Here is a 22,728-nt window from a genome sequence, read left to right on the forward strand (position 1 = left end):
TGTCGATCTTTCGATCGAAGCCCTTCCGGATGACCCTGGAACCGCTAACTCTTTGAAACTCAAGGAGTTTTCAGTTCAGACTGCGCCGGAAGTGGGGCGAATTATAGAGAGATTAAATCGCGCGTCAAGGACTTATTTAAGCTTTTGTTGCAGGAGCTGCTTTACGCGTTACCAGCCGCGGGATTCGCCGCTCCAATGCGGGAATACGCAAGGCCAGCAGAAACACGCCAATAGCAGCGTACACCGACCACTCCTTAAGGTCGGCGCGCACTACCCAGAGAAAGTGCAAAAGGCCCAGGCCCAGGATCGCATAGACCAGCTTGTGCAACTTCTTCCAACGCGCGCCCAGGCGGCGCTGACTATACCGATTGGAGGTCACCGCGAGTGCCAGCAAGCCCACAAAGCCCAGCATGCCGACGATGATGTAAGGCCGCTTGCTCAGCTCGATCCCCAACTGCCCCCAATCCAGGCCAAGCACGAAGAACATGTAGGCACTCAGGTGCAGCACTATATAAGCAAAGCACCACAAGCCCAGCTGGCGCCGCGAGACGATCCAGCCCGCCCAACCGGTAAGGCGCTGCAAGGGGGTCATGCTCAAGGTGATCAACAAGAAGACCAACGCGCCCAGGCCCAGGCGATCGACCAGGATCTTGCCCGGATCCGGCCCAAGGGCTTGCATGGCCGCTTCATACAACCACCACAGCGGCCAGATACTGGCCAGGATGAAGATGCCGAGTCGAAACAGTGGATAACGCATCAGTAGTTCTTCCGCAGGTCGAGGCCGCTGTACAGCCCTGCCACTTCTTCGGCATAGCCATTGAACATCTGCGTTGGCCGCACGTTGGGGCTGAACAGGCCGCTGGGCAGGCGCCGCTCACGCGCCTGGGTCCAGCGCGGGTGATCGACCTCAGGGTTTACGTTGGCGTAGAAGCCATACTCTTCCGGGGCAATCGCCTGCCAGGTGGTGCGCGGCTGCGCTTCGACCAGGCTGATGCGCACGATCGACTTGATGCTCTTGAAGCCGTACTTCCACGGCACCACCAAACGCAACGGTGCACCGTTCTGGTTGGGCAATTCGCGCCCGTACATGCCGACAGCGAGGATCGCCAGCGGGTTCATTGCCTCATCCAGGCGCAAGCCTTCTATATAAGGCCAGTCGATCAGGGCAAAGCTTGAGCGCTGGCCGGGCATGCTCTTCGGGTCTTGCAAGGTTTCGAAGCGAATGAAGCGTGCCTTGGACGTTGGCTCGACCTGCTTGAGCAGCGCCGACAACGGAAAGCCCAGCCAGGGAATGACCATCGACCAGGCCTCCACGCAGCGCAGCCGGTAGATGCGCTCTTCCAGTTGGTAGGGCTTCATGAAGTCTTCCAGGGCATAGCGCCCGGGCTTGCCGACCTCACCATCCACCACCACTGTCCATGGCTCGGTTTTCAGGCTGCCGGCATTGGCTGCCGGATCGCCCTTGTCGGCGCCGAACTCGTAGAAGTTGTTGTAGTGGGTGGCATCCTTGAACGGCGTGATGGCTTCGCCCGGCGCCGTCACGGCTTGCCACTTGGTAGCGGCGAGCTTGTCGCTGAACCAGCCCGGCGCCCTGCCCGCCTCGACATCGGCATAGCGCGACGCGTCGGCAGCACCGGCCCACCGCGGCAACGCAGTAGCGGCCAGGGCGGCCAGCGACCCGCCGAGCATGGCGCGGCGCGAGACATAAAGGGATTCGGGGGTGATTTCCGACTCTTTGCAATCGGAGGCTTTGGACAGCTTGATGAGCATGATGGCTCCGTAGAACTGGAGGACTGATGCACCAGTAGACTACGGAGCCCTAGCGAAATTACATCACTCGATGTTTTTCCGCCGACGCATGCGCAACAGGTATTGCACAGGGCCGGAGGCCGCATAGCCGAGGAACACCAGCAGCAGGATGCGCGGTGGGTCACTGAAGACTACCGCGAACACCAGCACCACGGCGAGGATCGCTACGAACGGCACGCGCCCCTTGAGATCCAGCTCCTTGAAGCTGTTGTACTTGATGTTGCTGACCATCAGCATGCCGGCCGCAGCCACCAGCAGCGCCACCAGGAACGACAGCTTCGAACCCTGGATGCCATAGTCGCTGAAGGCCCAGACGGTACCGGCCACCACACCGGCCGCAGCCGGGCTGGCCAGGCCGATGAAGTAACGTTTGTCGGCCTTGCCGACCTGGGTGTTGAAGCGCGCCAGACGCAGCGCGGCACCGGCGACATAGATGAAGGCAACCATCCAGCCGACTTTACCCATGTCACCCAGGGCCCAGCCGAACGCGAGCAATGCCGGGGCGACACCGAAGGCGACCATGTCCGACAACGAGTCGTACTCGGCACCGAAGGCGCTCTGGGTATTGGTCATGCGTGCCACGCGGCCGTCCAGGCCATCGAGGACCATGGCGACGAAAATGGCGATGGCGGCGAAGGCGAAATACTTGCTCGCCTCGCGCGGATCACCCGCACTGAGGGCCGCCTGGGCGCTCATGGAGTTGATGATCGAATAGAAACCGGCGAACAGGTTCGCAGTGGTGAACAGGTTGGGCAGCAGATAGATGCCGCGATGCCGAACCTTGCGTCCTTCGGCGTCATGCCCTTCTTCAACATGCTCATCGATCGGTAGCAGGCTTTCGGCGTCAGAGGCCTTGTTCGGCTCTTCGGGACGTTCGCTCATGGACATTACCTTGCAACGGTGTGGAAAGTTTCGACAGACGTCTGCGACGAGGGTTCGCCGACAAACGATGAAGCTTTATACCAGAAGCTGACCGCCTAAACGAAAAAACGCGGCCGAAGCCGCGTTTTCATCGCATCAGGACAAGATCAGTTCTTGGCCTTGTCGACGATTTTGTTCGCCGCGATCCAAGGCATCATCGAGCGCAGTTGCTCGCCGATGACTTCGATGCCGTGGGCAGCGTTGTTACGACGCTTGGCGGTCATCGAAGGGTAGCCAGTGGCGCCTTCGCTGATGAACATCTTGGCGTATTCGCCGTCCTGGATGCGCTTCAGAGCGTTGCGCATGGCCTGGCGGGATTCGGCGTTGATGACTTCTGGGCCGGTCACGTACTCGCCGTATTCGGCGTTGTTGGAGATCGAGTAGTTCATGTTGGCGATACCGCCTTCGTACATGAGGTCAACGATCAGCTTCAGTTCGTGCAGGCACTCGAAGTAGGCCATTTCTGGCGCGTAGCCAGCTTCAACCAGGGTTTCGAAACCGGCTTTGACCAGCTCGACAGTACCGCCACACAGAACAGCCTGCTCGCCGAACAGGTCGGTTTCGGTCTCGTCCTTGAAGGTGGTTTCGATGATGCCGGTACGGCCGCCACCAACGCCAGCAGCGTAGGACAGGGCGACGTTCTTGGCATTGCCGGAAGCGTCCTGGTAGACCGCGATCAGGTCAGGGATGCCGCCGCCTTTGACGAACTCGGAACGTACGGTGTGACCTGGCGCTTTTGGCGCGATCATGATCACGTCCAGGTCGGCGCGTGGAACGACCTGGTTGTAGTGGATGGCGAAACCGTGGGAGAAGGCCAGGGTGGCGCCCTTCTTGATGTTCGGCTCGACTTCGTTCTTGTACAGTTGGGACTGGAACTCGTCCGGGGTCAGGATCATGACCAGGTCGGCAGCGGCAACAGCGGTCGCTACATCGGCAACTTTCAGGCCGTGAGCTTCGGCTTTGGCAACGGTGGCCGAACCTTTACGCAGACCGACAGTGACGTCCACACCGGAGTCTTTCAGGTTGCACGCCTGAGCGTGGCCCTGGGAGCCGTAACCGATGATGGCAACTTTCTTGCCCTGGATGATGGAAAGGTCACAGTCTTTGTCGTAATAAACTTTCATGAAAATACCCCTGTTATCTCGGCCCGTAAGGCCATCGCTAATTTTTTGAGTTAGATGCTGAGCACTTTGTCGCCACGGGCAATGCCGGTAACGCCGCTGCGCACTGTTTCGAGAATGGACGCGGTACCGATGGCCTGAATGAAGCTGTCAAGCTTGTCGCTGGCGCCAGTAAGCTGAACGGTATAGACGCTGCTGCTGACATCGACGATCTGCCCACGATAGATATCGGTGGTGCGCTTGATCTCGGCACGCTGGGCGCCCGTGGCCTTGATCTTGACCAGCATCAGTTCACGTTCGATGTGCGCGCTTTCCGAGAGGTCGACCAGCTTGACGACTTCAACCAGCTTGTTCAGGTTTTTGGTGATCTGCTCGATCACCTCATCATGACCGACCGTGGTCAACGTCAGACGCGACAGGGTCGGGTCTTCGGTTGGCGCCACCGTCAGGCTTTCGATGTTGTAGTTACGCTGCGAGAACAGACCGACCACGCGGGACAAGGCACCGGGTTCGTTTTCCAACAACAGGGAAATAATGTGCCGCATGATTAGGTACGCTCCGTCTTGCTCAGCCACATATCGCGCATCGAGCCGTCTTTGATCTGCATCGGGTAGACGTGCTCGCTGTTGTCGACCTGGATATCGATGAACACCAGGCGATCCTTCATGGCGAACGCCTCCTCGAGCTTGGGCTTGAGGTCTTTCAGGCTGGTGATGCGGATACCCACGTGACCATAGGCTTCGGCCAGCTTGACGAAGTCAGGCAGCGATTCCATGTAGGAGTGCGAGTGACGGCTGTTGTAGGCCATGTCCTGCCATTGGCGAACCATGCCCAATACGCCGTTGTTCAGGTTGACGATCTTCACCGGCAGGTCGTACTGCAGGCAGGTCGACAGCTCCTGGATGTTCATCTGGATACTGCCCTCGCCGGTCACGCAGGCAACGTCCTGGTCCGGGAAGTTCAGCTTGACGCCCATGGCCGCCGGGAAGCCGAAGCCCATGGTGCCCAGGCCACCGGAGTTGATCCAGCGGTTGGGTTTGTTAAAGCGGTAGTACTGCGCCGCGAACATCTGGTGCTGACCAACGTCGGAGGTCACAAAGGCATCGCCCTTGGTCACTTCGCAGAGGGTCTCGATCACGGTCTGCGGCTTGATCACGCTGCCGTCGCCCTTGTCGTAAGGGAACATGTCGCGACCGCCACGCCATTCTTCGATCTGCTTCCACCAGGCGTCCATGGCCGCCTTGTCCGGCTGCTCGCCGATTTCGCGCAAGGTCGCGACCATTTCGGTCAGTACGCTCTCGACCGGACCCACAATCGGCACGTCGGCCTTGATGGTCTTGGAGATCGACGCCGGGTCGATGTCGATGTGGATAACCTTGGCGTTCGGGCAGAACTTGGCCGGGCCGTTGACCACGCGGTCGTCGAAACGTGCACCGACGGCGAAGATCACGTCAGCGTGGTGCATGGCCAGGTTGGCGGTGTAGCTGCCGTGCATGCCGAGCATGCCGAGGAACTGGCGGTCGGTACCCGGATAGCCACCCAGGCCCATCAAGGTGTTGGTGACCGGCAGGTTGAGCATCTGCGCAACTTCGGTCAGCGCGGCAGAGCCGCCGCCGAGGATCACGCCGCCACCGGCATAGACCACTGGGCGCTTGGCGGCCAGGAGCATCTCGGCAGCCTTGCGGATCTGCCCCGAGTGACCACGAACAGCCGGGCTGTAGGAACGCATCTTGACCTTTTTGGGGTAGACGTATTCGAACTTTTCCGCCGGGTTGGTCATGTCTTTGGGGATATCGACCACGACCGGGCCCGGGCGACCGGACTGCGCCAGATAGAAGGCTTTTTTCAGGACTTCAGGGATTTCCGAGGCATGTTTGATCATGAAGCTGTGCTTCACGATCGGCCGGGAAATACCGATCATGTCGGTTTCCTGGAAGGCATCGGTACCGACCATGGTGCTGGGCACCTGACCGGAGAGGATGACCATCGGAATGGAGTCCATGTACGCGGTGGCAATACCGGTGATGGCATTGGTCGCGCCTGGACCAGAGGTCACCAGTACCACGCCGGCCTTGCCGGTGGCACGGGCGTAACCGTCCGCCATATGGGTCGCTGCCTGCTCGTGACGAACCAGGATGTGGCTTACTTCCGGTTCTTTGAACAGGGCATCGTAAACATGAAGGAGAGCACCACCAGGGTACCCGTAGATGTGCTTAACGCCTTCGTCACGCAAAAAGCGGACGACCATCTCAGCGCCAGATAAAAGCTCCACGTTGTTCACCTCTAAAACGCCAGAATACCGTCCACGCTGGACGGGTCTTAATAGGTTTACTGCCAAGCAGAGCATGAGCGACGGAATCGCCGACTACGTCAGCACTGACTGAGCAAGTATTGGGAGCGCCCCAAAGTGTTGCGGGGTTTTCCCACCCAGCGCGAGGTAACGCGTTGCGGGGTGTTACAGGTCGGCGCGGGTGTGCGCCTCATGATCTGCTTAGCGGGTCTGCTTCTGGCAGTCCCTCTACAGCGGAATCTGGATTCTTCTTTTTCGGCGCGCGCAAGTCAAGAAAAATTATTGCCAATTTCGCGCAAGGACGATCAACAGCCACCACTAATGCCAAAGACAGCAGCAGAAAAGCAAACAATACAAACAAAAAGAGCCACAATCTGTGGCTCCAAGGGTGAAAAGAGGGAAATTCAGGCAGAAGGACTGATCAATTGGTCAAACTCTGCTAGCAGCCTGCGTAGCTCGCGGCTTTGCTCCGGGCGGTCGACGTATACCGTTTCAGCCATGACCAGGATGCCGGAGGCATTTGGCAACGGCAGCCCTTTCTCGAGAATCACTTTCATCTTTGGCAGGAAAATCCACTGCAGCCACTGATCGAAGTCCATGCTGTCGACGGCAAAGGGCACGGTGCTGGCCAACGCCTGGGCGCTGGGTGACGTTTCACGCCACCAGCCCTGGACGCGCAGCTCATGCTCGATCAACAGCAGGTGATCGGCGATATCGAGAATGCGCTGGTCCATCACAAGTTGACCTGGGCTTTCTGCCGCGCCAGCGCTGCGCCAGCTGAATCACCCTGTTTCTCGCGGGCCTGGGCAATGATGTTCCACAGCCCGGCCTGCAGGTCGGGGCGGCCGTTGGCGTAGGTCAGTGCACGGCGCGCCAGTTGCTCGGACTGCGCGGCATCACCCTGGGCCAGGCGCACCTGGGCCAGACGGTAGAGCACCTGCGGCTCACGCGGGGCAATGCGCTGGGCACGCTCCAGGCTCGACGAAGCGCCGTTGTAGTCGCCGCCGCTCTGTTGTTGCTGGGCGGTGGTCAACAGCGCCAGCACCGGGCCGTCGAGTTGTTCGTCAGCCGACAGGCCGCCGCTGGCAGCACTGGCGCGCGGAATCCCGCTCGGCGCGCTCGGGGCGCTGCTGCTCGGCATGGTGTAGCTGCCGGCGTTGGTCGAGCTGCTGTCGAATGGCGCCGAGCTGCTCGGCCCCGGGGTAATGGGACCTGTGCTGATCGGTGCGGCGCCGGTGGATGCCGGGAACGTCTGAATCGGTGCGGCGCCGGCACCTTGCGGGACCATGACCATCACCCCGGAGTCCTGCGGCACGGCTTGCGCCTGGCGCGTACCGCTATAGATCTGCGCAGGCGCGCCACGGTTGGCCGTGACCCGCTCACTGTTGGACACCCGGGTACTGGAATCGACCACGGGAATGGAGCCGCGCGGATTGCTGGCGCAGCCATTGAGCAAAGCCAGCGCCGTCAAGGCTGGAAACCACCACTTGTTCACTTCACACCCTCTTTAGGCTAGTGCTTAATTCATCCAACCCTTGACCCAGTCCATGACGGACTCGGCAGGGTCCGGCTCACCGCCACAGGCAGCTCCGGCCGGCGGTTCACTCCCACGAATATACGGCATCTGCACGGCGCCCGGGCAACTGGCGTCCGAGCCCTGGCCACTGTGCGGATCGACCCAGGCCTGAACCACGTTGTCGGGCTGCGGCATGTCCAGCGGCAGCGGGTCGGCCTTGCGCATGAAGCTGGTCCAGACCTGCAAGGCACCCGTGGCGCCGGTGAACGGTGTTTTACCGTTATCGTCACGGCCCAGCCACACCACCGCCAGCAGGTCCTGGCTGAAGCCTGCGAACCAGCTGTCACGGGAATCGTTACTGGTACCGGTCTTGCCCGCCAGGTTCAACGAGCCTGGCAGCACACTGTAGACCGAACGCCCGGTACCTTCGCGCATCACCCGCTGCATAGCGTTCTGCACCAGATAAATGGCGCCCGGGTCGAAGGTTTGCTGGATCTGGAACGGATAACGCTTGAGCGGCTCGCCTTCGGCGGTGAGCACGCTGCGAATGCCGCGCATCGGCGTATTGAAGCCGCCATTGGCCAGGGTCTGGTACATGGTCGCAACCTGCATCGGCGACATCCCGCCGGCGCCCAACAGCATCGACGGGAAGGCCGGCCAGTCAACGTTCACGCCCAGCCGGCCGATGGTGTTGAGCACGTTCGGCACCCCCAACTCCAGGCCAAGCTTGGCCGTCGACAGGTTGTAGGAGTTGGCCAGGCCCTGATACAGATAGATGGTGCCGTGGGAACGCCGATCGTAGTTCTGCGGTTTCCACACCTGGCCATCGGCGCCTTTGACCGAAAACGGCTCGTCCTGCAGCCAACTGGTCAGGGTGTACTTGCTCGGTTTTTCCAGGGCGGTCAGGTACACCGCTGGCTTGACCAGCGAGCCGATTGGCCGCACCGCGTCGATGGCCCGGTTGAAGCCGGCAAATCCAGCCTGGCGGCTACCGATCAGGGCCTGGACTTCACCGGTTTCCGGGTTGGTCACCACCATTGCCGCTTCGACTTCATCAGCGCCCTTGCGCCCGGCCAGACGCTTGAAGGTCTCGCCCATGGCCGCTTCGGACTTCATCTGCAGGATCGGGTCGAAACTGGTGAAGATGCGCAGGCCTTCTTCGGTCAAGTCCTCGTCGCGATAGTCCTGGCGCAGCTGGCGTTTGACCAGGTCGAGGAAGCCCGGGTACGAGCTGTCGGCCAGGCTGCCGCGCTTGGTCACGCCCAATGGCATCTTCTTGGCCGCCTCCACCGCTTCCGGGGTCGCCACGCCCTGCTCGGCCAGCAGGTCGAGCACCAGGTTACGCCGTACCGTCGCCCGTTCCGGGTAACGCCGCGGGTTGTAATAGGAAGGCCCCTTGACCATACCGACCAGCAAGGCGACCTGATGCAGCTTGAGCTCCGACAGCGGCTGGCTGAAGAAGAACTGACTGGCCAGGCCAAAGCCGTGCACGGCGCGCTGGCCGTCCTGGCCGACAAACACCTCGTTGAGGTAGGCCTCAAGGATTTCCCGCTTGTCGTAATGCAGTTCGAGCAACAACGCCATCATCGCTTCATTGAGCTTGCGGCTGAGGCTGCGTTCGTTGGTCAGGTAGAAGTTCTTCACCAACTGCTGGGTCAGGGTACTGCCGCCCTGGCGCATGGCGCCGGATGACGTGTTGACCCACACCGCCCGGGCAATCGACTTGGGCGATACGCCGAAGTGGTGATAGAAGTCGCGGTCTTCCACCGCCACCAGGGTTTCCAGCAAGTAAGGCGGCACCTGGTCGATCTTGATCAGGATGCGGTCTTCGAGGTTTTTCGGGTACAGGCCGCCGATCAGCAGCGGCTCCAGACGCACCACGTCGAGCTTCGAGCCGTTGGCGCCACTCAGGCCGGCAACGTAGTCGCCGGAAAAACGCACGCGCACGCCTTGCGCCGGCTCCATGCCTTCATAGAACTGGAAGCCACGGGTGTTCAGATCGACGGTATTACCGTTGACCGCCGCCGCACCCGGGCCATTGGCGACGCTTTCGCGGCGATAGCCGAGGGCATCGAGCTCGATAAGGAAATCAGCCTTGCTCAGCTTCTGGCCGACGAACAGCTCCAGCGGCCGGGCGTAAACCTTGGCCGGAATCGTCCAGCGCTTGCCGGAGAATTTCTCCTGGACCACGGCGTCGAGGTAAATGGCATAGCCCGCCACCAGCACAAGGCCGACCAGGCTGAGCTTCAGGGCCCAGCCCAGCCAGGCACGCGAGCGGCCAGACGGACGTTTTTTAGCGGTACGGGGGGATCGGGATCGAGTCATGGCGGCGGATTATACGCACTTTATCAATCATCGACAGGCGCCCTCCGGCGGTTTGCACCAGCCCCGCTTGCGGCCATAATGGCCGATTCGAATCTCCTGACCCAGAAGGATCGCCCGTGAGCCAAGCCTTGATCACAGCACTGCAGAATCCCGCCCTGTTCCCTCACCCGGTGAAGGCATTTCAGGTCATCGAGACGCATATCTCCTGGGTGCTGCTCACCGGTGACTATGCCTACAAGATCAAGAAGCCGATGAACTTCGGTTTCCTCGACTTCACCCAGTTGTCCCAGCGCGCGCACTTCTGCGCCGAAGAGCTGCGCCTGAACCAACGCCTGACCGAAGGCCTGTACCTGGAAGTGCTGCCGATCACCGGCAGCGCCGAAGCACCGCAACTGGGCGGCGAAGGCGAGCCGATCGAATACGCGCTGAAAATGCGCCAGTTCCCTCAGAGCCAGATGCTCAGCACGCTGCAGGCCAATAGCGAACTGAGCGCCGCGCACATCGACCAGATGGCCGAACAGATCGCCCGCTTCCACCTGGCGGCGCCGAAGGTGGCCGTGGAGCATCCGCTGGGCACCCCGGACAGCGTCATGGCCCCGGTCGAGCAGAACTTCGAACAGATTCGCCCGTTCCTGTCCGACAAGGCCGACCTGCAACAACTGGATGCCCTGCAGGCCTGGGCCCAGGACAGCTTCAAGCGCCTGCACGGCCTGCTCGAGCAGCGTAAGGCCGAAGGTTTCATTCGCGAATGCCACGGTGACATCCACCTGGGCAACGCCACCCTGATCGACGGCAAGGTGGTGATTTTCGACTGCATCGAGTTCAACGAGCCGTTCCGCCTGACCGACGTCTACGCCGACGCCGCGTTCCTGGCCATGGACCTTGAAGACCGCGGCCTGAAATCGCTGTCGCGGCGCTTCATCAGCCAGTACCTGGAGCTGACCGGCGATTACGCCGGCCTGGAGTTGCTGAACTTCTACAAGGCCTACCGCGCGCTGGTGCGGGCCAAGGTCGCCCTGTTCAGCATGCCGGCCAACGCCGATGCCGTGCAGCGCGCCACCACCCTGCGTACCTACCGCAACTACGCCAACCTGGCGGAAAGCTACAGCGCCATTCCGTCGCGCTTTTTGGCCATCACCCACGGTGTTTCCGCCGTCGGCAAGAGCCACGTGGCCATGCGCCTGGTCGATGCCCTGGGCGCCATCCGCCTGCGTTCGGACGTCGAGCGCAAGCGCCTGTTCGGTGAACAAGCCAGCGCCAATGCCGGCCAGTTGCAAGCCGGCATTTATAGTGCAGACGCCAGCCAGGCCACCTACCAGCGCCTGCATCAACTGGCCGAAAGCATCCTGCGCGCCGGCTTCCCGGTGGTCATCGACGCCACTTACCTCAAGCACGACCAGCGTCAGGCCGCAGCCGGCGTTGCCAGCGAAACCGGTGTGCCGTTCCTGATCCTCGACTGCAATGCACCGGATGCGGTGATTGCCAGTTGGCTGGCCCAGCGTCAGGCCGATCAGAACGATCCGTCGGACGCCACCCTCGAGGTGGTCAAGGCTCAGCAGGCCAGCCGTGACCCGCTCAGCGCCGAAGAGCTGCTGCAGAGCAAGCGGGTGGAAACCAACGAAAGCGGCAGCCTCGACCTGCTGGTCAAACAGATCCGCCAGCGCCTGCCTGGGCTGTAATGCACCCCGAGACGTGAAGCAGTCGACACTTCACGCCTGATTCCGGGCACCTCCGCAATGGTGGCACTATAGTGCCACCATAAGCTCAAACAAGGAGGTGTCTCATGAGTCAGCCACGGCAACTGGACAGCGCGCTGTATGCATTGGTGCATGACGAACAGATCACCAGCTTCAACCGCGAGAAGCCCAGGGACGGCACCGTCGACTTTCGCGGCGGTGATTTCCGTGGGCTCGACCTGCGCGACCTGGACACCACCGGCATCGACTTCACCGATGCCTACTTCCGCGCCTCCGACCTGCGCGGCCTGGACCTGCGGCACAACGGCCTGGAAGGCGCCAGCCTTGCCCATGCGCAGATTTCCGGCACCTACTTTCCCAGCGAACTGAGCGCCGACGAGATCCTCATGTCGGTCAATTTCGGCACCCGCTTGCGCTACCGTACACGCTGATACCAACGAGCGAAACGCCCGCCGGCTGCGGCCTTGCGGGCGGTTTTCGGCTACCCGTCGGCACGCGGATGGCAAAACGCCGCGTATTTCCCAAGTGCCGCTACACTCCTCATTGACCTGCCGCGATTCCTCAATCAAGACCCGTTCAGCCGTCGCAAGGAGGCTTGATGAACGATGAACTCCAGCATCTGAAAAACCTTGGCAAGACTTCTGCGCAGTGGCTGCATGCGGTCGGCATCCACAGCGCTTCGGACCTACGCCGGCTGGGTGCGGTCAATGCCTACAAGGCCGTGCGCACCCGAGGCTTCCGGGCCTCGAAGGTGCTGCTCTATGCAATCGAAGGCGCCTTGCTCGATGTGCACTGGAATGACATTCCGGCCGAACGCAAGGAAGCCTTGAACCAGCAACTGGACGGTAAAGCGGGTGTACAGAAAAATAATCGAGAATATTAAGCCACGGTGCTTGACTCCGTAATGAGAATCGTTATGATTATCACAACTGGTCGCGAGACTGGTTGGGTAACCTGAAAGCCCCTGGTTCGGACTCTCAGATTATCTCCTCATCAGGCTAATCACGGTTATTGACCCGGCACTTTGCCGGGTCTTTTTTTGCCTGGTGTTTTTCCTCGCGTTGACGTCCGGGGCGCCCTAGCGGGCGATGATCAGCGGGTGCCCGCGCTCGGGATGGGGTTGCACCAATACGTCGATGCCGAACACAGCCTTGAGTGAGTCCGGGCGCAATACCTGCTGCGGGGTATCCAGGGCGTGGGCGCGGCCCTGCTCGAGCAGCAGGATGCGGTCACAGTAGCGCGCGGCAAGGTTCAGGTCATGCAGGATGACCAGCACTGCAGCGCCGCGATCGGCGAACGCGCGCACCGCTTGCAAGGTGGTGTGCTGGTGCAACGGATCGAGCATCGACGTCGGCTCGTCGAGCAACAGGATTCGGCCCTCCTCCCCTGGCCACAGCTGCGCCAGCACCCGGGCCAGGTGCACGCGTTGGCGTTCGCCCCCGGAGAGCGCCAGGTAACTGCGCCCGATCAGATGGCTGGCATCGGCGGCCTGCAAGGCCAGGTCGATGATCTGCTGGTCGCGTTCAAGGCCGCTGTTGTGTGGCAAGCGCCCCATACCCACCACCTCTTCGACCTTGAAGGCAAAACCCAGGCTGGACACCTGCGGCAATACTGCCAAACGCTGGGCGCGCTGCTGACCGGGCCAGTCACACAGACCTCGCTCATCCAGGGTCACTCGCCCTTCGCTGGCACTGAGCTCACCACACATCACCCCCAGCAGGCTGCTTTTACCCGCGCCGTTAGGGCCCAACACACCCAGCACCTGGCCGGCTTCCAGCACCAGGCTGATATCGCTCAGCACCAGGTTTGAGCCCCGGCGCAGCGACAGATTCTCGACTCGCAACATCAGGCACGTCCTCGCAGCAGCAGGTAGAGGAAGAACGGTGCGCCGATAAACGCGGTGACAATACCGATGGGCAGCTCCGCAGGCGCCAGCGCCAAGCGGGCGACCAGGTCGGCAAACAACAACAGCGAAGCGCCGGCCAACAGCGATGCCGGTAGCAGCACGCGGTGATCAGGCCCCGCCAGTAGACGTACCAGATGCGGCACCACCAGGCCAATAAAGCCGACCAGCCCCGCCGCCGCCACCGCCGCGCCCACCCCCAAAGCGGTGCAGAACACCAGTTCGCGCTTGAGCTTCTCGACCTCGATGCCCAGGTGCCGGGCTTCGGACTCGCCCAGCAACAGGGCATTCAAGGCCTGGGCCCGCCGCGGCAGCCACAGCGAAACGACGATGGCGACCAGCACCAGCGGCCACAGGCGCTGATAACTGGCGCCGTTGAGGCTGCCCAGGTTCCAGAACGTCAAGGTGCGCAAGGTGGCGTCATCGGCCAGATAAGTGAACAGCCCGACCGCCGCACCGGCCAAGGCGGTCAAGGCGATGCCGGCCAGCAACATGGTGGCGACATTGGTCTGGCCATCGCGCCGGCCGAGGCGATACACCAGCGCGGTCACCGCCAAGCCGCCAAGAAAGGCGCACAGCGATAACAGATAGGGGCCGAACACCTCAGGAATGCCACCGACCCACGCGCCGCCGACAATCGCCACCGCCGCACCAAGCGCGGCGCCAGCGGAGACCCCGACCAGGCCGGGGTCCGCCAGCGGATTGCGAAACAGCCCCTGCATCGCCACCCCGGTCAGCGCCAGCACCGCGCCCACGGCCACCCCCAGCAGGGTACGTGGCAGGCGAATCTGGCCGAGGATCAACTCGGCCTGCTCCAGCCCTTCTCCGGCCACCGGCAACCCGACCAGCCGCGCCCCGGCCCGCAGGGTATCGAGCAATGGCAGGCTGACCGGCCCCAGCGCCAGCGACAACCAGATCGCCAGCAGACACAACAGTGCCAGGGTAACGAACAGCGTGCGCGGTTTGACCAGCCGGTTCATCGGGCGGTCGGATAGAAGGCTGTGGACAGGTTCTGCAAGGTGGTCGGCAGACGCGGACCGAGCCCGCCGACCAGCAGGGTCGGGTCCAACTCGATCAGGCGATTGCTGCGTGCGGCGCGCGAGGCGTTCAGGGCCGGATTTTCCTTGAGCAATGCCTGCAAGGCCTGCTCGCCGCTGAGGCTACGGTCGGCAAACACCAGTACATCGGGATCGAGCGCCGCCAGTGCTTCAACCGAGAAGTTCTTGTAGCCTTCGTTATCGGCCAGGTTGCGCGCACCTGCCTGTTTGAGCAGCCAATCACCGGCGGTACCCTTGCCGGCGATCATGGGTTTGGCGCCGGCATGACCGACCAGCAGGATCACCCCAGGGACGGCCTGACGGGTTTGCAGTTGTTTGATCTTGCCCTGCAAGGCATCCAGTTGCTGGCGGTAGTCGGCGAACAACTGCCGGGCCTGGTTCTCGTTGCCGAGCAAGCGCCCCAGTTGCTGCAGGTTGGTTTCGACTGCCCCCAGATCAGCCTTGCTCGAAAGCAGTTCGACCTTGACCCCGGCGCCACGGATTTGCGCCAGCACTGGCGGCGGCCCCATTTCCTCGGTCCCCACCAGCACATCCGGGCGCAGGCTCAACACACCTTCGGCAGACAACTGGCGCTGGTAGCCGATGCTCGGCAAGGCCTTGAGCGACTCAGGATGCTGGCTGGTGGTATCGACCCCAACCAGTTTCTGCTCCCCTCCCAGCGCTGCAACCCACTCACTCAAAGCCCCACCGGCGCTGACCCAGCGCTGCGGCAAGGCTTCAGCCTGGGCCAGGCTGTTGAACACAAGACCGGCACACAGGGCGATCAGGCGGGCACTTGGGCGCATAACAGGCTTCCTTGAATGAGGAGGAGCGGCAATCCGGGTGGATAATGCCGGGGACGCACGGTATAAAGCGTCCGATACGGCTGATGCAGGCAATTTGATAATTATTTGCATTTGCACGTCAAGCCGTCACTGTGACTTCAGGTAAACCCTCACCATGCAGTTTCTTTGTCGTTCCGAACAACTGAGCGAAGGCCAGAGCCGCGGCTTCAGTGTCGATGACCTCGGGATATTCGCGGTTCGACGTGCGGGCACCGTCTACCTGTACCGCAATTACTGCCCCCATCGCGGTATCCCCCTGAACTGGGAGCCTGACGCCTTTCTCGACAGCAGCGCCAGCCTGATTGCCTGCGGGCGCCATGGCGCGCTGTTTCTGATCGAATCCGGCGAATGCGTGGCGGGCCCCTGCGAGGGCGAGCAACTGACGGCCCTGGGCTGCCGCGAAGACAGCCAGGGCATCTGGCTTATCGACTGAGCAACACCGGCAACGGCCGATCGATATAGACCTGCTCGCCATCGATCCGCGTGCCGTAGGCAAGCACCTCGACGCCGTCGGCCACCGCGGCGCGTAGCGCATCGGCATAGGCCCTGTCGATCTCGTCGGCCGGGCGTACGGCTTCGACACCGCTCAGGTTCACGCAATACAGCTGCACCGCACGCACACCCTGGCGAGCCAAGGTTGCCAGTTCACGCAGGTGCTTGGCGCCGCGCTGGGTCACCGCATCGGGGAAGGCGGCCACGCTGCAATCATCGAAGCCCAGGGTCACGCTCTTGACCTCGACGTAGGCCGGCCCCTCGGCGAACTCCAGGCGAAAGTCCACCCGGCTGTTCTCCTCGCCATAGGCCACCTCGCGCTTGAGCCCGGTAAACCCTGCCAGTTCACTGATAACCCCGGCGCGCAAGGCTTCTTCAACCAGGGTGTTGGCCCGCCCGGTGTTCACACAGGCCAGGCGCCCCTGCGGGGTTTCACTGATTTCCCAGGTGCCGGGCAGCTTGCGCTTGGGGTCGTTGGAACGGCTGAACCAGACCTGGCCGCCCTCGACCATGCAATTGAACATCGAGCCGGTGTTGGGGCAATGGATGGTCATCTGCTCGCCGTTGGCCAGTTCGATATCGGCCAGGAAGCGCTTGTAGCGGCGCAGCAAACGTGCGGTTTCGAGTGTGGGTGAAAAACGCATCAGCCTTGCCAGCTCCGCAGTCCACGGGCAATCCGCTCAACCGCTTGCTGCAAGCGCGGCAAGCTCTGGGTGTAGGCAAAGCGTACATGGTGCCCGGCCTGGTGGCGGCCGAAGTCCAGGCCCGGGGTGAAGGCCACATGCTCGGTTTCAAGGAAGTGCTGGCAGAAGGCAAAGGCATCACCGCCAAAGGCGCTGATGTCGGCGTACAGGTAGAACGCGCCCTGAGGCTCGACGGCAATCCTGAAGCCCAGTTCACGCAAGGCCGGCAAGAGAAAGTCGCGACGGCGGGCAAATTCCGCCCGCCGTTCTTCGAGGATGGCCAGGGTCCCGGGCTGGAAACATGCCAGTGCCGCATGCTGGGCCATGCTCGGTGCGCTGATGTAGAGGTTCTGCGCCAGTTTCTCCAGGTCAGCCACTGCCGCCGGTGGCGCCACCAGCCAACCCAGGCGCCAGCCGGTCATGCCGAAATACTTGGAAAAACTATTAAGGACGAAGGCTTCGTCGTCGACTTCCAGCACACTCGGTGCATCCATGCCGTAGGTCAGCCCGTGGTAGATCTCATCCACCACCAGGTGACCCTTGCGCGCACGGGTAGCGGCCGACAGGCCGGCCAGTTCGTCGCGATCAAGCACCGTGCCGGTCGGGTTGGCCGGCGACGCCACCAGGGCGCCGACGGTGTCCTGGTCCCAGTAGCGCTCGACCAGATCGGCGGTCAATTGATAATTCACCTCTGGCTCCACCGGCACCAGTTGCGCAGCACCTTCGACCAGGCGCAGGAAGTGCCGGTTGCACGGGTAGCCCGGGTCGGCCAGCAGCCAGTGCTTGCCCGGATCGACCAGCAGGCTGGCAGCCAGCAGCAAGGCGCCGGAACCGCCCGGGGTAATGAGGATGCGTTGCGGGTCGATGCTCAGCCCGTAACGCTGCTGGTAGAAGGTGGCAATGGCCTCACGCAGCGCCGGCAGCCCACGGGCGGCGGTATAACGGGTATGCCCCTGGGCCAGCGCGGCCTGGCCGGCCTCAATGATAGGCGCGGCGGTGGTGAAGTCCGGTTCGCCGATTTCCAGGTGGATCACGTCGCAACCGCTCGCCTGCAGCTCGTTGGCACGGGCCAGCAGGGCCATCACGTGGAAAGGTTCGATGGCGCGGCTGCGCGCACTGTAGGGCTGGGCCATTAGCCTTCTCTCAAAAGGGTCTAGAATATTGATTCTACCCATGCGCTGGGTCGAACGTGTGGCAAAAGCTGCGGTCCACTGCAAAGATCGTCAAGGCCTGGCGCAGTTGCCCTGGCCTTGACAACCGGGAGTAGCGTACCCCGATTCGATCTGGTAAGTTCGGCGGCTCGCAGTCGCAGGGCCGGCGGGCGCCGGAGATGGAGCAGCCTGCGCAATGGATTAGAAAAGTGAGAGGCGGTCTATTCATGTCCACCCAAGAAAAGCAAAAAAATCAGACCATGTACGGTGTCGAACCCTATCAGGAAACCAAGGGTGAAGAGTACATGGGCGATCCCATGCGCAAGCACTTCATCAAGCTTCTTGGTGCCTGGAAGCAGGAGCTGATGAACAGTGTGGACCGGACTGTGGACCACATGAAGGACGAGGCGGCCAACTTCCCGGACCCCGCCGATCGCGCCAGCCAGGAAGAAGAGTTTGCCCTTGAACTGCGCAACCGTGATCGCGAGCGCAAGCTGATCAAGAAAATCGACAAGACCCTGCAGAAAATCCAGGACGAAGAGTACGGCTGGTGCGAAGCCTGCGGCGTTGAAATCGGCCTTCGCCGACTGGAAGCCCGCCCGACCGCCGACCTGTGTTTTGACTGCAAAGAGTTGGCCGAGAAAAAGGAAAAGCAAGTCGGCAAGGCGTGATGCCAGCAACTTGCAACGCAACGGGGCGCTCAAAGCGCCCCGTTTGATTTACAGGCTCCACACCCCATGAACGACTCCAGCTATATCGGGCGCTTCGCCCCTACCCCCAGTGGTTACCTGCACTTCGGCTCGCTGGTCGCGGCCCTGGCCTCGTGGCTGGACGCCCGTGCGGTCGGCGGCACCTGGCTGGTGCGCATGGAAGACATCGACCCGCCCCGCGAAGCCCCCGGTGCCCAGGCAGCAATCCTGCAGACCCTGGAAAGCTACGGCCTGGAATGGGACGGCGAGGTGGTGTACCAAAGCCTGCGTCACGACGCCTATGCCGAAGTGCTCGAGCGCCTGTTCCGTCAGGGCCTGGCCTACGCCTGCACCTGTTCGCGCAAGCAGCTCGAAAGTTACAACGGCGTTTACCCAGGCCTGTGCCGCAACGCCGGGCATAACCGCGAGAATGCTGCCATCCGCCTGCGGGTGCCGGAGCTTGTCTACCATTTCGATGACAGGGTCCAGGGCCATTTCCAGCAGCACCTGGGGCGCGAAGTCGGTGATTTCGTCATTCGCCGCCGTGATGGCCTGTACGCCTATCAACTGGCCGTGGTGCTGGATGACGCCTGGCAGGGGGTGACCGATATCGTCCGCGGCGCCGATCTGCTCGACAACACCCCGCGCCAGCTGTATCTGCAGGAACTGCTGGGGCTGGCGCAACCGCGCTACCTGCATGTGCCGCTGATCGTACAGCCGGACGGGCACAAACTGGGCAAGTCCTACCGCTCGCCGCCCCTGGCCGCCGACCAGGCCACTGCGCTGCTGCTGCGGGCCCTGCGCGCGCTGGGCCAGGCGACCGAAGCTGGCATGGAGCAAGGCACTCCGGCCGAAGTACTGGCCCATGCCGCGTTGCACTGGAACCCCGACGCCCTGCCCCGGCGCCTGAGCGTGCCCGAGGCCGACCTGCACTGACTCTTGCAGGATTCGACTTGCCCCGCGTTGAGGCCAGTCCGTGCTAGATCGGGGGGCAAGCCCGCTCCCACAGGCCATGCAGAAAGCCCAGTAAATTCAATTCTTTGGCAAAAACGCACAAGCCCGTTACCATCGCCGCAGCCATTTGCGCCAATAATAAGTCCAAGCCGCAGCGTCCTTACCTTTGAGGCCAGCATGTATATCTATCGTTTGGTCCTGCTTCTGGTCGTGGGGATCTACCTGTTCTCCCCGGCCATCATGGACTGGTGGATCGAGCCAACCGGTGCCTGGTATCGCCCTTACCTGCTCTGGCTGATCCTGATCGTCGTGACCTTTATCCTGCAGAGCCAACGTGATGCCGATGAGCTTTAGCCTGACCCAGATGATCCTGATCAGCGCCGCCTACCTGCTGGTGCTGTTCGGCGTGGCCTGGGTCAGCGAACGCGGAATGATCCCGCGCTCGATCATCCGCCACCCGCTGACCTACACCCTGTCGCTGGGCGTCTATGCCAGTGCCTGGGCCTTCTATGGCTCGGTGGGCCTGGCCTACCAGTATGGTTACGGCTTTCTCGCCTGTTACCTGGGAGTGTCCGGCGCTTTCTTGCTGGCGCCGGTACTGCTCTATCCGATCCTGAAGATTACCCGCACCTACCAGCTGTCATCGCTGGCCGACCTGATCGCCTTTCGCTTTCGCAGCACCTGGGCTGGGGCGCTGACCACCGTATTCATGCTGATCGGCGTGCTGCCGTTGCTGGCGCTGCAGATCCAGGCGGTAGCCGACTCAATCAGTATCCTCACGGGCGAGCCCGTCAAGGCGCGGGTGGCCTTTGCCTTTTGTGCCCTGATCACCCTGTTCACCATCTTCTTCGGCTCCAGGCACATCGCCACGCGGGAGAAACACGAAGGCCTGGTGTTTGCCATTGCCTTCGAGTCGGTGATCAAGCTGCTGGCCCTGGGCGGCATCGGCCTCTATGCGCTGTATGGTGTGTTTGGCGGACCGCATCAACTGGAAGTCTGGCTGCTGCAGAACCAGACTGCCCTCGCCGCGCTGCACACGCCGTTGCAGGAAGGCCCCTGGCGTACCCTGTTGCTGGTGTTCTTCGCCTCGGCGATCGTGATGCCGCACATGTACCACATGGCCTTTACCGAAAACCTCAACCCGCGCTCACTGGTGAGTGCCAGCTGGGGCCTGCCGCTGTTCCTGCTGCTGATGAGCCTGGCGGTACCGCTGATTCTCTGGGCCGGCCTGAAGATGGGCGCCAGCACCAGCCCGGAGTACTTCACCCTGGGCCTGGGCATCGCCGCCAACAACCAGGCGCTGGCGTTGCTGGCGTACATCGGCGGGCTATCGGCCTCCAGCGGGCTGATCATCGTCACCACCCTGGCACTCTCGGGCATGGCCCTCAACCACCTGGTGCTGCCGCTGTACCAGCCACCGGCCGAGGGCAACATCTACCGTTGGCTGAAGTGGACCCGACGGGCGCTGATCGTCGCCATCATCGCCGCCGGTTTTGGCTTCTACCTGACCCTGGGCAGCCAGCAGGACCTGGCCAATCTCGGTATCGTCGCCTTTGTCGCCACCTTGCAGTTCCTGCCGGGCGTACTCTCGGTACTGTACTGGCCCACCGCCAACCGCCGCGGCTTCATCGCCGGCTTGCTGGCCGGCATCCTGGTGTGGATGGTGACCATGCTGTTGCCGCTGGTGGGCAACCTGCAGGGCTTCTACATCCCGCTGCTGAACATGATCTATGTGCTCGACGACACCAGTTGGCACATGGCCGCGATCGCCTCGCTGGCGGCCAACGTGCTGCTGTTCACCCTGATCTCGCTGTTCACCAACGCCAGCAGCGAAGAAGTCAGTGCCGCCGAGGCCTGTGCGGTGGATAACGTCCGTCGCCCGCAGCGCCGTGAGCTGCACGCCGCTTCGCCGCAGGAGTTCGCCACCCAGCTGGCCAAGCCCCTGGGCGCCAAGGCTGCGCAGAAGGAAGTCGAGCAGGCCCTGCGCGACCTCTACCTGCCGTTCGACGAGCGCCGCCCGTATGCCCTGCGCCGCCTGCGCGACCGCATCGAAGCCAACCTGTCGGGCCTGATGGGCCCAAGCGTGGCCCAGGACATGGTCGAGACCTTCCTGCCCTACAAGTCTGGCAACGAAAATTACGTTACCGAAGACATCCACTTCATCGAGAGCCGCCTGGAAGACTACCACTCGCGCCTGACCGGCCTTGCCGCCGAGCTCGACGCCCTGCGCCGCTACCACCGCCAGACCCTGCAGGAACTGCCAATGGGCGTCTGCTCGCTGGCCAAGGACCAGGAAATCCTGATGTGGAACAAGGCCATGGAAGAGCTCACCGGTATCCCCGCCAAGCGCGTGGTCGGCTCGCGCCTGGCGACCATTGCCGAGCCTTGGCGCGGCCTGCTGCTGGGCTTCATCAACGTGCCTGACGAACACCTGCATAAACAGCGCCTGGGCCTGGACGGTCAGACCCGCTGGCTGAACCTGCACAAGGCGGCCATCGACGAGCCGCTGGCACCGGGCAACAGCGGCCTGGTGTTGTTGGTCGAGGACCTCACCGAGACCCAGGCCCTGGAAGACAAGCTGGTGCACTCCGAGCGCCTGGCCAGCATCGGCCGCCTGGCCGCCGGGGTTGCCCATGAGATCGGCAACCCGGTTACTGGCATCGCTTGCCTGGCACAGAACCTGCGCGAAGAGCGCGAAGAGGACGGCGAGATCACCGAGTTGAGCAGCCAGATCCTGGAGCAGACCAAACGCATCTCGCGCATCGTCCAGTCGCTGATGAGCTTCGCCCATGCCGGCAGCCACCAGCACAGCGACGAGCCGGTGTGCCTGGCCGAAGTGGCCCAGGATGCCATCGGTCTGCTGGCCTTGAACCGGCGCAATTTCGAAGTACAGTTCTTCAACCTGTGCGACCCCGATCACTGGGTCGAGGGCGACCCGCAACGCCTGGCCCAGGTGCTGATCAACCTGCTGTCCAACGCCCGCGACGCCTCCCCGCCCGGCAGCGCCGTGCGGGTCAAGAGCGAAGCCAGCGAGCATACCGTCGACCTGATCGTCGAGGACGAAGGCAGCGGTATCCCGAAAAACATCATGGATCGTCTGTTCGAACCCTTCTTCACTACCAAGGACCCGGGCGAAGGCACCGGACTGGGGCTTGCTCTGGTCTATTCCATCGTTGAAGAGCATTATGGACAAATCACCATCGACAGCCCGGCCGATAGCCAGAGCCAACGCGGCACCCGGATCCGAGTGACCCTGCCGCGCCATGTCGTAGCGACGTCCGCTGTGAACTGAGAC

22 protein-coding genes are annotated in these 22,728 nt (G+C 62.4%); 8 read left to right on the forward strand and 14 right to left on the reverse strand.

All coding sequences use genetic code 11. From position 1 onward, the window contains the following. Window positions 1-136: 136 nt before the first annotated feature. From msrQ to mrcB, 9 genes are all read right to left on the reverse strand, one after another. Complete coding sequence (msrQ, locus tag NLX68_RS17855; protein WP_254285081.1) at window positions 137-757, reverse strand: protein-methionine-sulfoxide reductase heme-binding subunit MsrQ; 621 nt, start codon at window positions 755-757, stop codon at window positions 137-139. Then, complete coding sequence (gene msrP / locus NLX68_RS17860) at window positions 757-1,770, reverse strand: protein-methionine-sulfoxide reductase catalytic subunit MsrP (protein ID WP_254285082.1); 1,014 nt, start codon at window positions 1,768-1,770, stop codon at window positions 757-759. The genes msrQ and msrP overlap by 1 nt, the downstream gene beginning before the upstream one ends. Before the next feature lie 63 nt (window positions 1,771-1,833). Further along, on the reverse strand, window positions 1,834-2,691 hold the full coding sequence (pssA, locus tag NLX68_RS17865; protein ID WP_010223018.1) for a CDP-diacylglycerol--serine O-phosphatidyltransferase: 858 nt from the start codon (window positions 2,689-2,691) through the stop codon (window positions 1,834-1,836). 146 nt (window positions 2,692-2,837) lie between these two features. Next, window positions 2,838-3,854 carry a ketol-acid reductoisomerase gene (ilvC, locus tag NLX68_RS17870; protein ID WP_010223017.1) on the reverse strand — a complete coding sequence of 339 codons (1,017 nt, stop codon included), beginning with the start codon at window positions 3,852-3,854 and terminating at the stop codon, window positions 2,838-2,840. Between the two features lie 50 nt (window positions 3,855-3,904). After that, on the reverse strand, window positions 3,905-4,396 hold the full coding sequence (gene ilvN / locus NLX68_RS17875) for an acetolactate synthase small subunit (protein ID WP_010223016.1): 492 nt from the start codon (window positions 4,394-4,396) through the stop codon (window positions 3,905-3,907). A gap of 2 nt (window positions 4,397-4,398) precedes the next feature. Next, complete coding sequence (locus NLX68_RS17880; protein ID WP_010223015.1) at window positions 4,399-6,123, reverse strand: acetolactate synthase 3 large subunit; 1,725 nt, start codon at window positions 6,121-6,123, stop codon at window positions 4,399-4,401. A gap of 422 nt (window positions 6,124-6,545) precedes the next feature. Beyond that, complete coding sequence (locus tag NLX68_RS17885) at window positions 6,546-6,878, reverse strand: YqcC family protein (RefSeq protein ID WP_254285083.1); 333 nt, start codon at window positions 6,876-6,878, stop codon at window positions 6,546-6,548. Next, window positions 6,875-7,636 (reverse strand): lipoprotein, encoded by a 762-nt coding sequence (locus NLX68_RS17890; protein WP_036996908.1) that lies wholly within the window; start codon window positions 7,634-7,636, stop codon window positions 6,875-6,877. The genes NLX68_RS17885 and NLX68_RS17890 overlap by 4 nt, the downstream gene beginning before the upstream one ends. A 24-nt stretch (window positions 7,637-7,660) precedes the next feature. Then, window positions 7,661-9,982 (reverse strand): penicillin-binding protein 1B, encoded by a 2,322-nt coding sequence (gene mrcB / locus NLX68_RS17895; RefSeq protein WP_254285084.1) that lies wholly within the window; start codon window positions 9,980-9,982, stop codon window positions 7,661-7,663. Between the two features lie 116 nt (window positions 9,983-10,098). Between mrcB and NLX68_RS17900 the strand changes: the two genes are divergently transcribed. From NLX68_RS17900 to NLX68_RS17910, 3 genes are all read left to right on the forward strand, one after another. Next, the gene (locus tag NLX68_RS17900) at window positions 10,099-11,661 is read left to right on the forward strand and encodes a bifunctional aminoglycoside phosphotransferase/ATP-binding protein (protein ID WP_254285085.1); all 1,563 of its coding nucleotides are present in this window, start codon (window positions 10,099-10,101) and stop codon (window positions 11,659-11,661) included. 104 nt (window positions 11,662-11,765) lie between these two features. Then, a complete protein-coding gene (locus NLX68_RS17905; protein WP_254285086.1) occupies window positions 11,766-12,110 on the forward strand; it encodes a pentapeptide repeat-containing protein in 345 nt (114 codons plus the stop codon). A 167-nt stretch (window positions 12,111-12,277) separates the two neighbouring features. Continuing rightward, window positions 12,278-12,562, forward strand: coding sequence for a TfoX/Sxy family protein (locus tag NLX68_RS17910; RefSeq protein WP_010223009.1), 285 nt, complete (start codon window positions 12,278-12,280; stop codon window positions 12,560-12,562). Between the two features lie 195 nt (window positions 12,563-12,757). Here NLX68_RS17910 and NLX68_RS17915 read toward each other — a convergent pair whose 3' ends face one another. From NLX68_RS17915 to NLX68_RS17925, 3 genes are read right to left on the reverse strand one after another with little or no spacing between them, the layout of a single operon-like run. Further along, on the reverse strand, window positions 12,758-13,525 hold the full coding sequence (locus NLX68_RS17915) for a heme ABC transporter ATP-binding protein (protein WP_254285087.1): 768 nt from the start codon (window positions 13,523-13,525) through the stop codon (window positions 12,758-12,760). Then, a complete protein-coding gene (locus NLX68_RS17920; RefSeq protein ID WP_162471130.1) occupies window positions 13,525-14,508 on the reverse strand; it encodes an iron ABC transporter permease in 984 nt (327 codons plus the stop codon). Before NLX68_RS17920 ends, NLX68_RS17915 begins: the two co-directional genes overlap by 1 nt. Before the next feature lie 50 nt (window positions 14,509-14,558). Continuing rightward, a complete protein-coding gene (locus NLX68_RS17925) occupies window positions 14,559-15,425 on the reverse strand; it encodes a hemin ABC transporter substrate-binding protein (RefSeq protein WP_254285088.1) in 867 nt (288 codons plus the stop codon). Window positions 15,426-15,579: 154 nt separating this feature from the next. On the opposite strand from NLX68_RS17925, the gene NLX68_RS17930 reads away from it, so the two are divergent. Continuing rightward, window positions 15,580-15,897, forward strand: coding sequence for a Rieske (2Fe-2S) protein (locus NLX68_RS17930; RefSeq protein ID WP_254285089.1), 318 nt, complete (start codon window positions 15,580-15,582; stop codon window positions 15,895-15,897). Here the strand turns inward: NLX68_RS17930 and sfsA are convergent. Then, window positions 15,887-16,600 carry a DNA/RNA nuclease SfsA gene (sfsA, locus tag NLX68_RS17935; RefSeq protein ID WP_254285090.1) on the reverse strand — a complete coding sequence of 238 codons (714 nt, stop codon included), beginning with the start codon at window positions 16,598-16,600 and terminating at the stop codon, window positions 15,887-15,889. The genes NLX68_RS17930 and sfsA overlap by 11 nt on opposite strands. Further along, window positions 16,600-17,772: a pyridoxal phosphate-dependent aminotransferase gene (locus NLX68_RS17940; RefSeq protein WP_254285091.1), complete on the reverse strand. Its 1,173-nt coding sequence runs from the start codon at window positions 17,770-17,772 to the stop codon at window positions 16,600-16,602. Before NLX68_RS17940 ends, sfsA begins: the two co-directional genes overlap by 1 nt. A gap of 245 nt (window positions 17,773-18,017) precedes the next feature. Between NLX68_RS17940 and dksA the strand changes: the two genes are divergently transcribed. The 4 genes from dksA to NLX68_RS17960 all read left to right on the forward strand — a co-directional run bounded on the left by dksA (window position 18,018) and on the right by NLX68_RS17960 (window position 22,725). Continuing rightward, a complete protein-coding gene (dksA, locus tag NLX68_RS17945; RefSeq protein ID WP_254285236.1) occupies window positions 18,018-18,461 on the forward strand; it encodes an RNA polymerase-binding protein DksA in 444 nt (147 codons plus the stop codon). A 66-nt stretch (window positions 18,462-18,527) separates the two neighbouring features. Beyond that, the gene (gene gluQRS, locus NLX68_RS17950; protein ID WP_254285092.1) at window positions 18,528-19,415 is read left to right on the forward strand and encodes a tRNA glutamyl-Q(34) synthetase GluQRS; all 888 of its coding nucleotides are present in this window, start codon (window positions 18,528-18,530) and stop codon (window positions 19,413-19,415) included. A gap of 195 nt (window positions 19,416-19,610) precedes the next feature. After that, on the forward strand, window positions 19,611-19,787 hold the full coding sequence (locus NLX68_RS17955) for a hypothetical protein (protein WP_003250005.1): 177 nt from the start codon (window positions 19,611-19,613) through the stop codon (window positions 19,785-19,787). Continuing rightward, entirely contained in the window at window positions 19,771-22,725 is a 2,955-nt protein-coding gene (locus NLX68_RS17960) for a sensor histidine kinase (protein WP_010223000.1), read from the forward strand. Before NLX68_RS17955 ends, NLX68_RS17960 begins: the two co-directional genes overlap by 17 nt. The last annotated feature ends 3 nt before the right edge of the window (window positions 22,726-22,728 follow it).

It is taken from the genome of Pseudomonas sp. SBB6, from assembly GCF_024213215.1.
In the GTDB taxonomy this organism is placed as follows: Bacteria; Pseudomonadota; Gammaproteobacteria; order Pseudomonadales; family Pseudomonadaceae; genus Aquipseudomonas; species Aquipseudomonas donghuensis.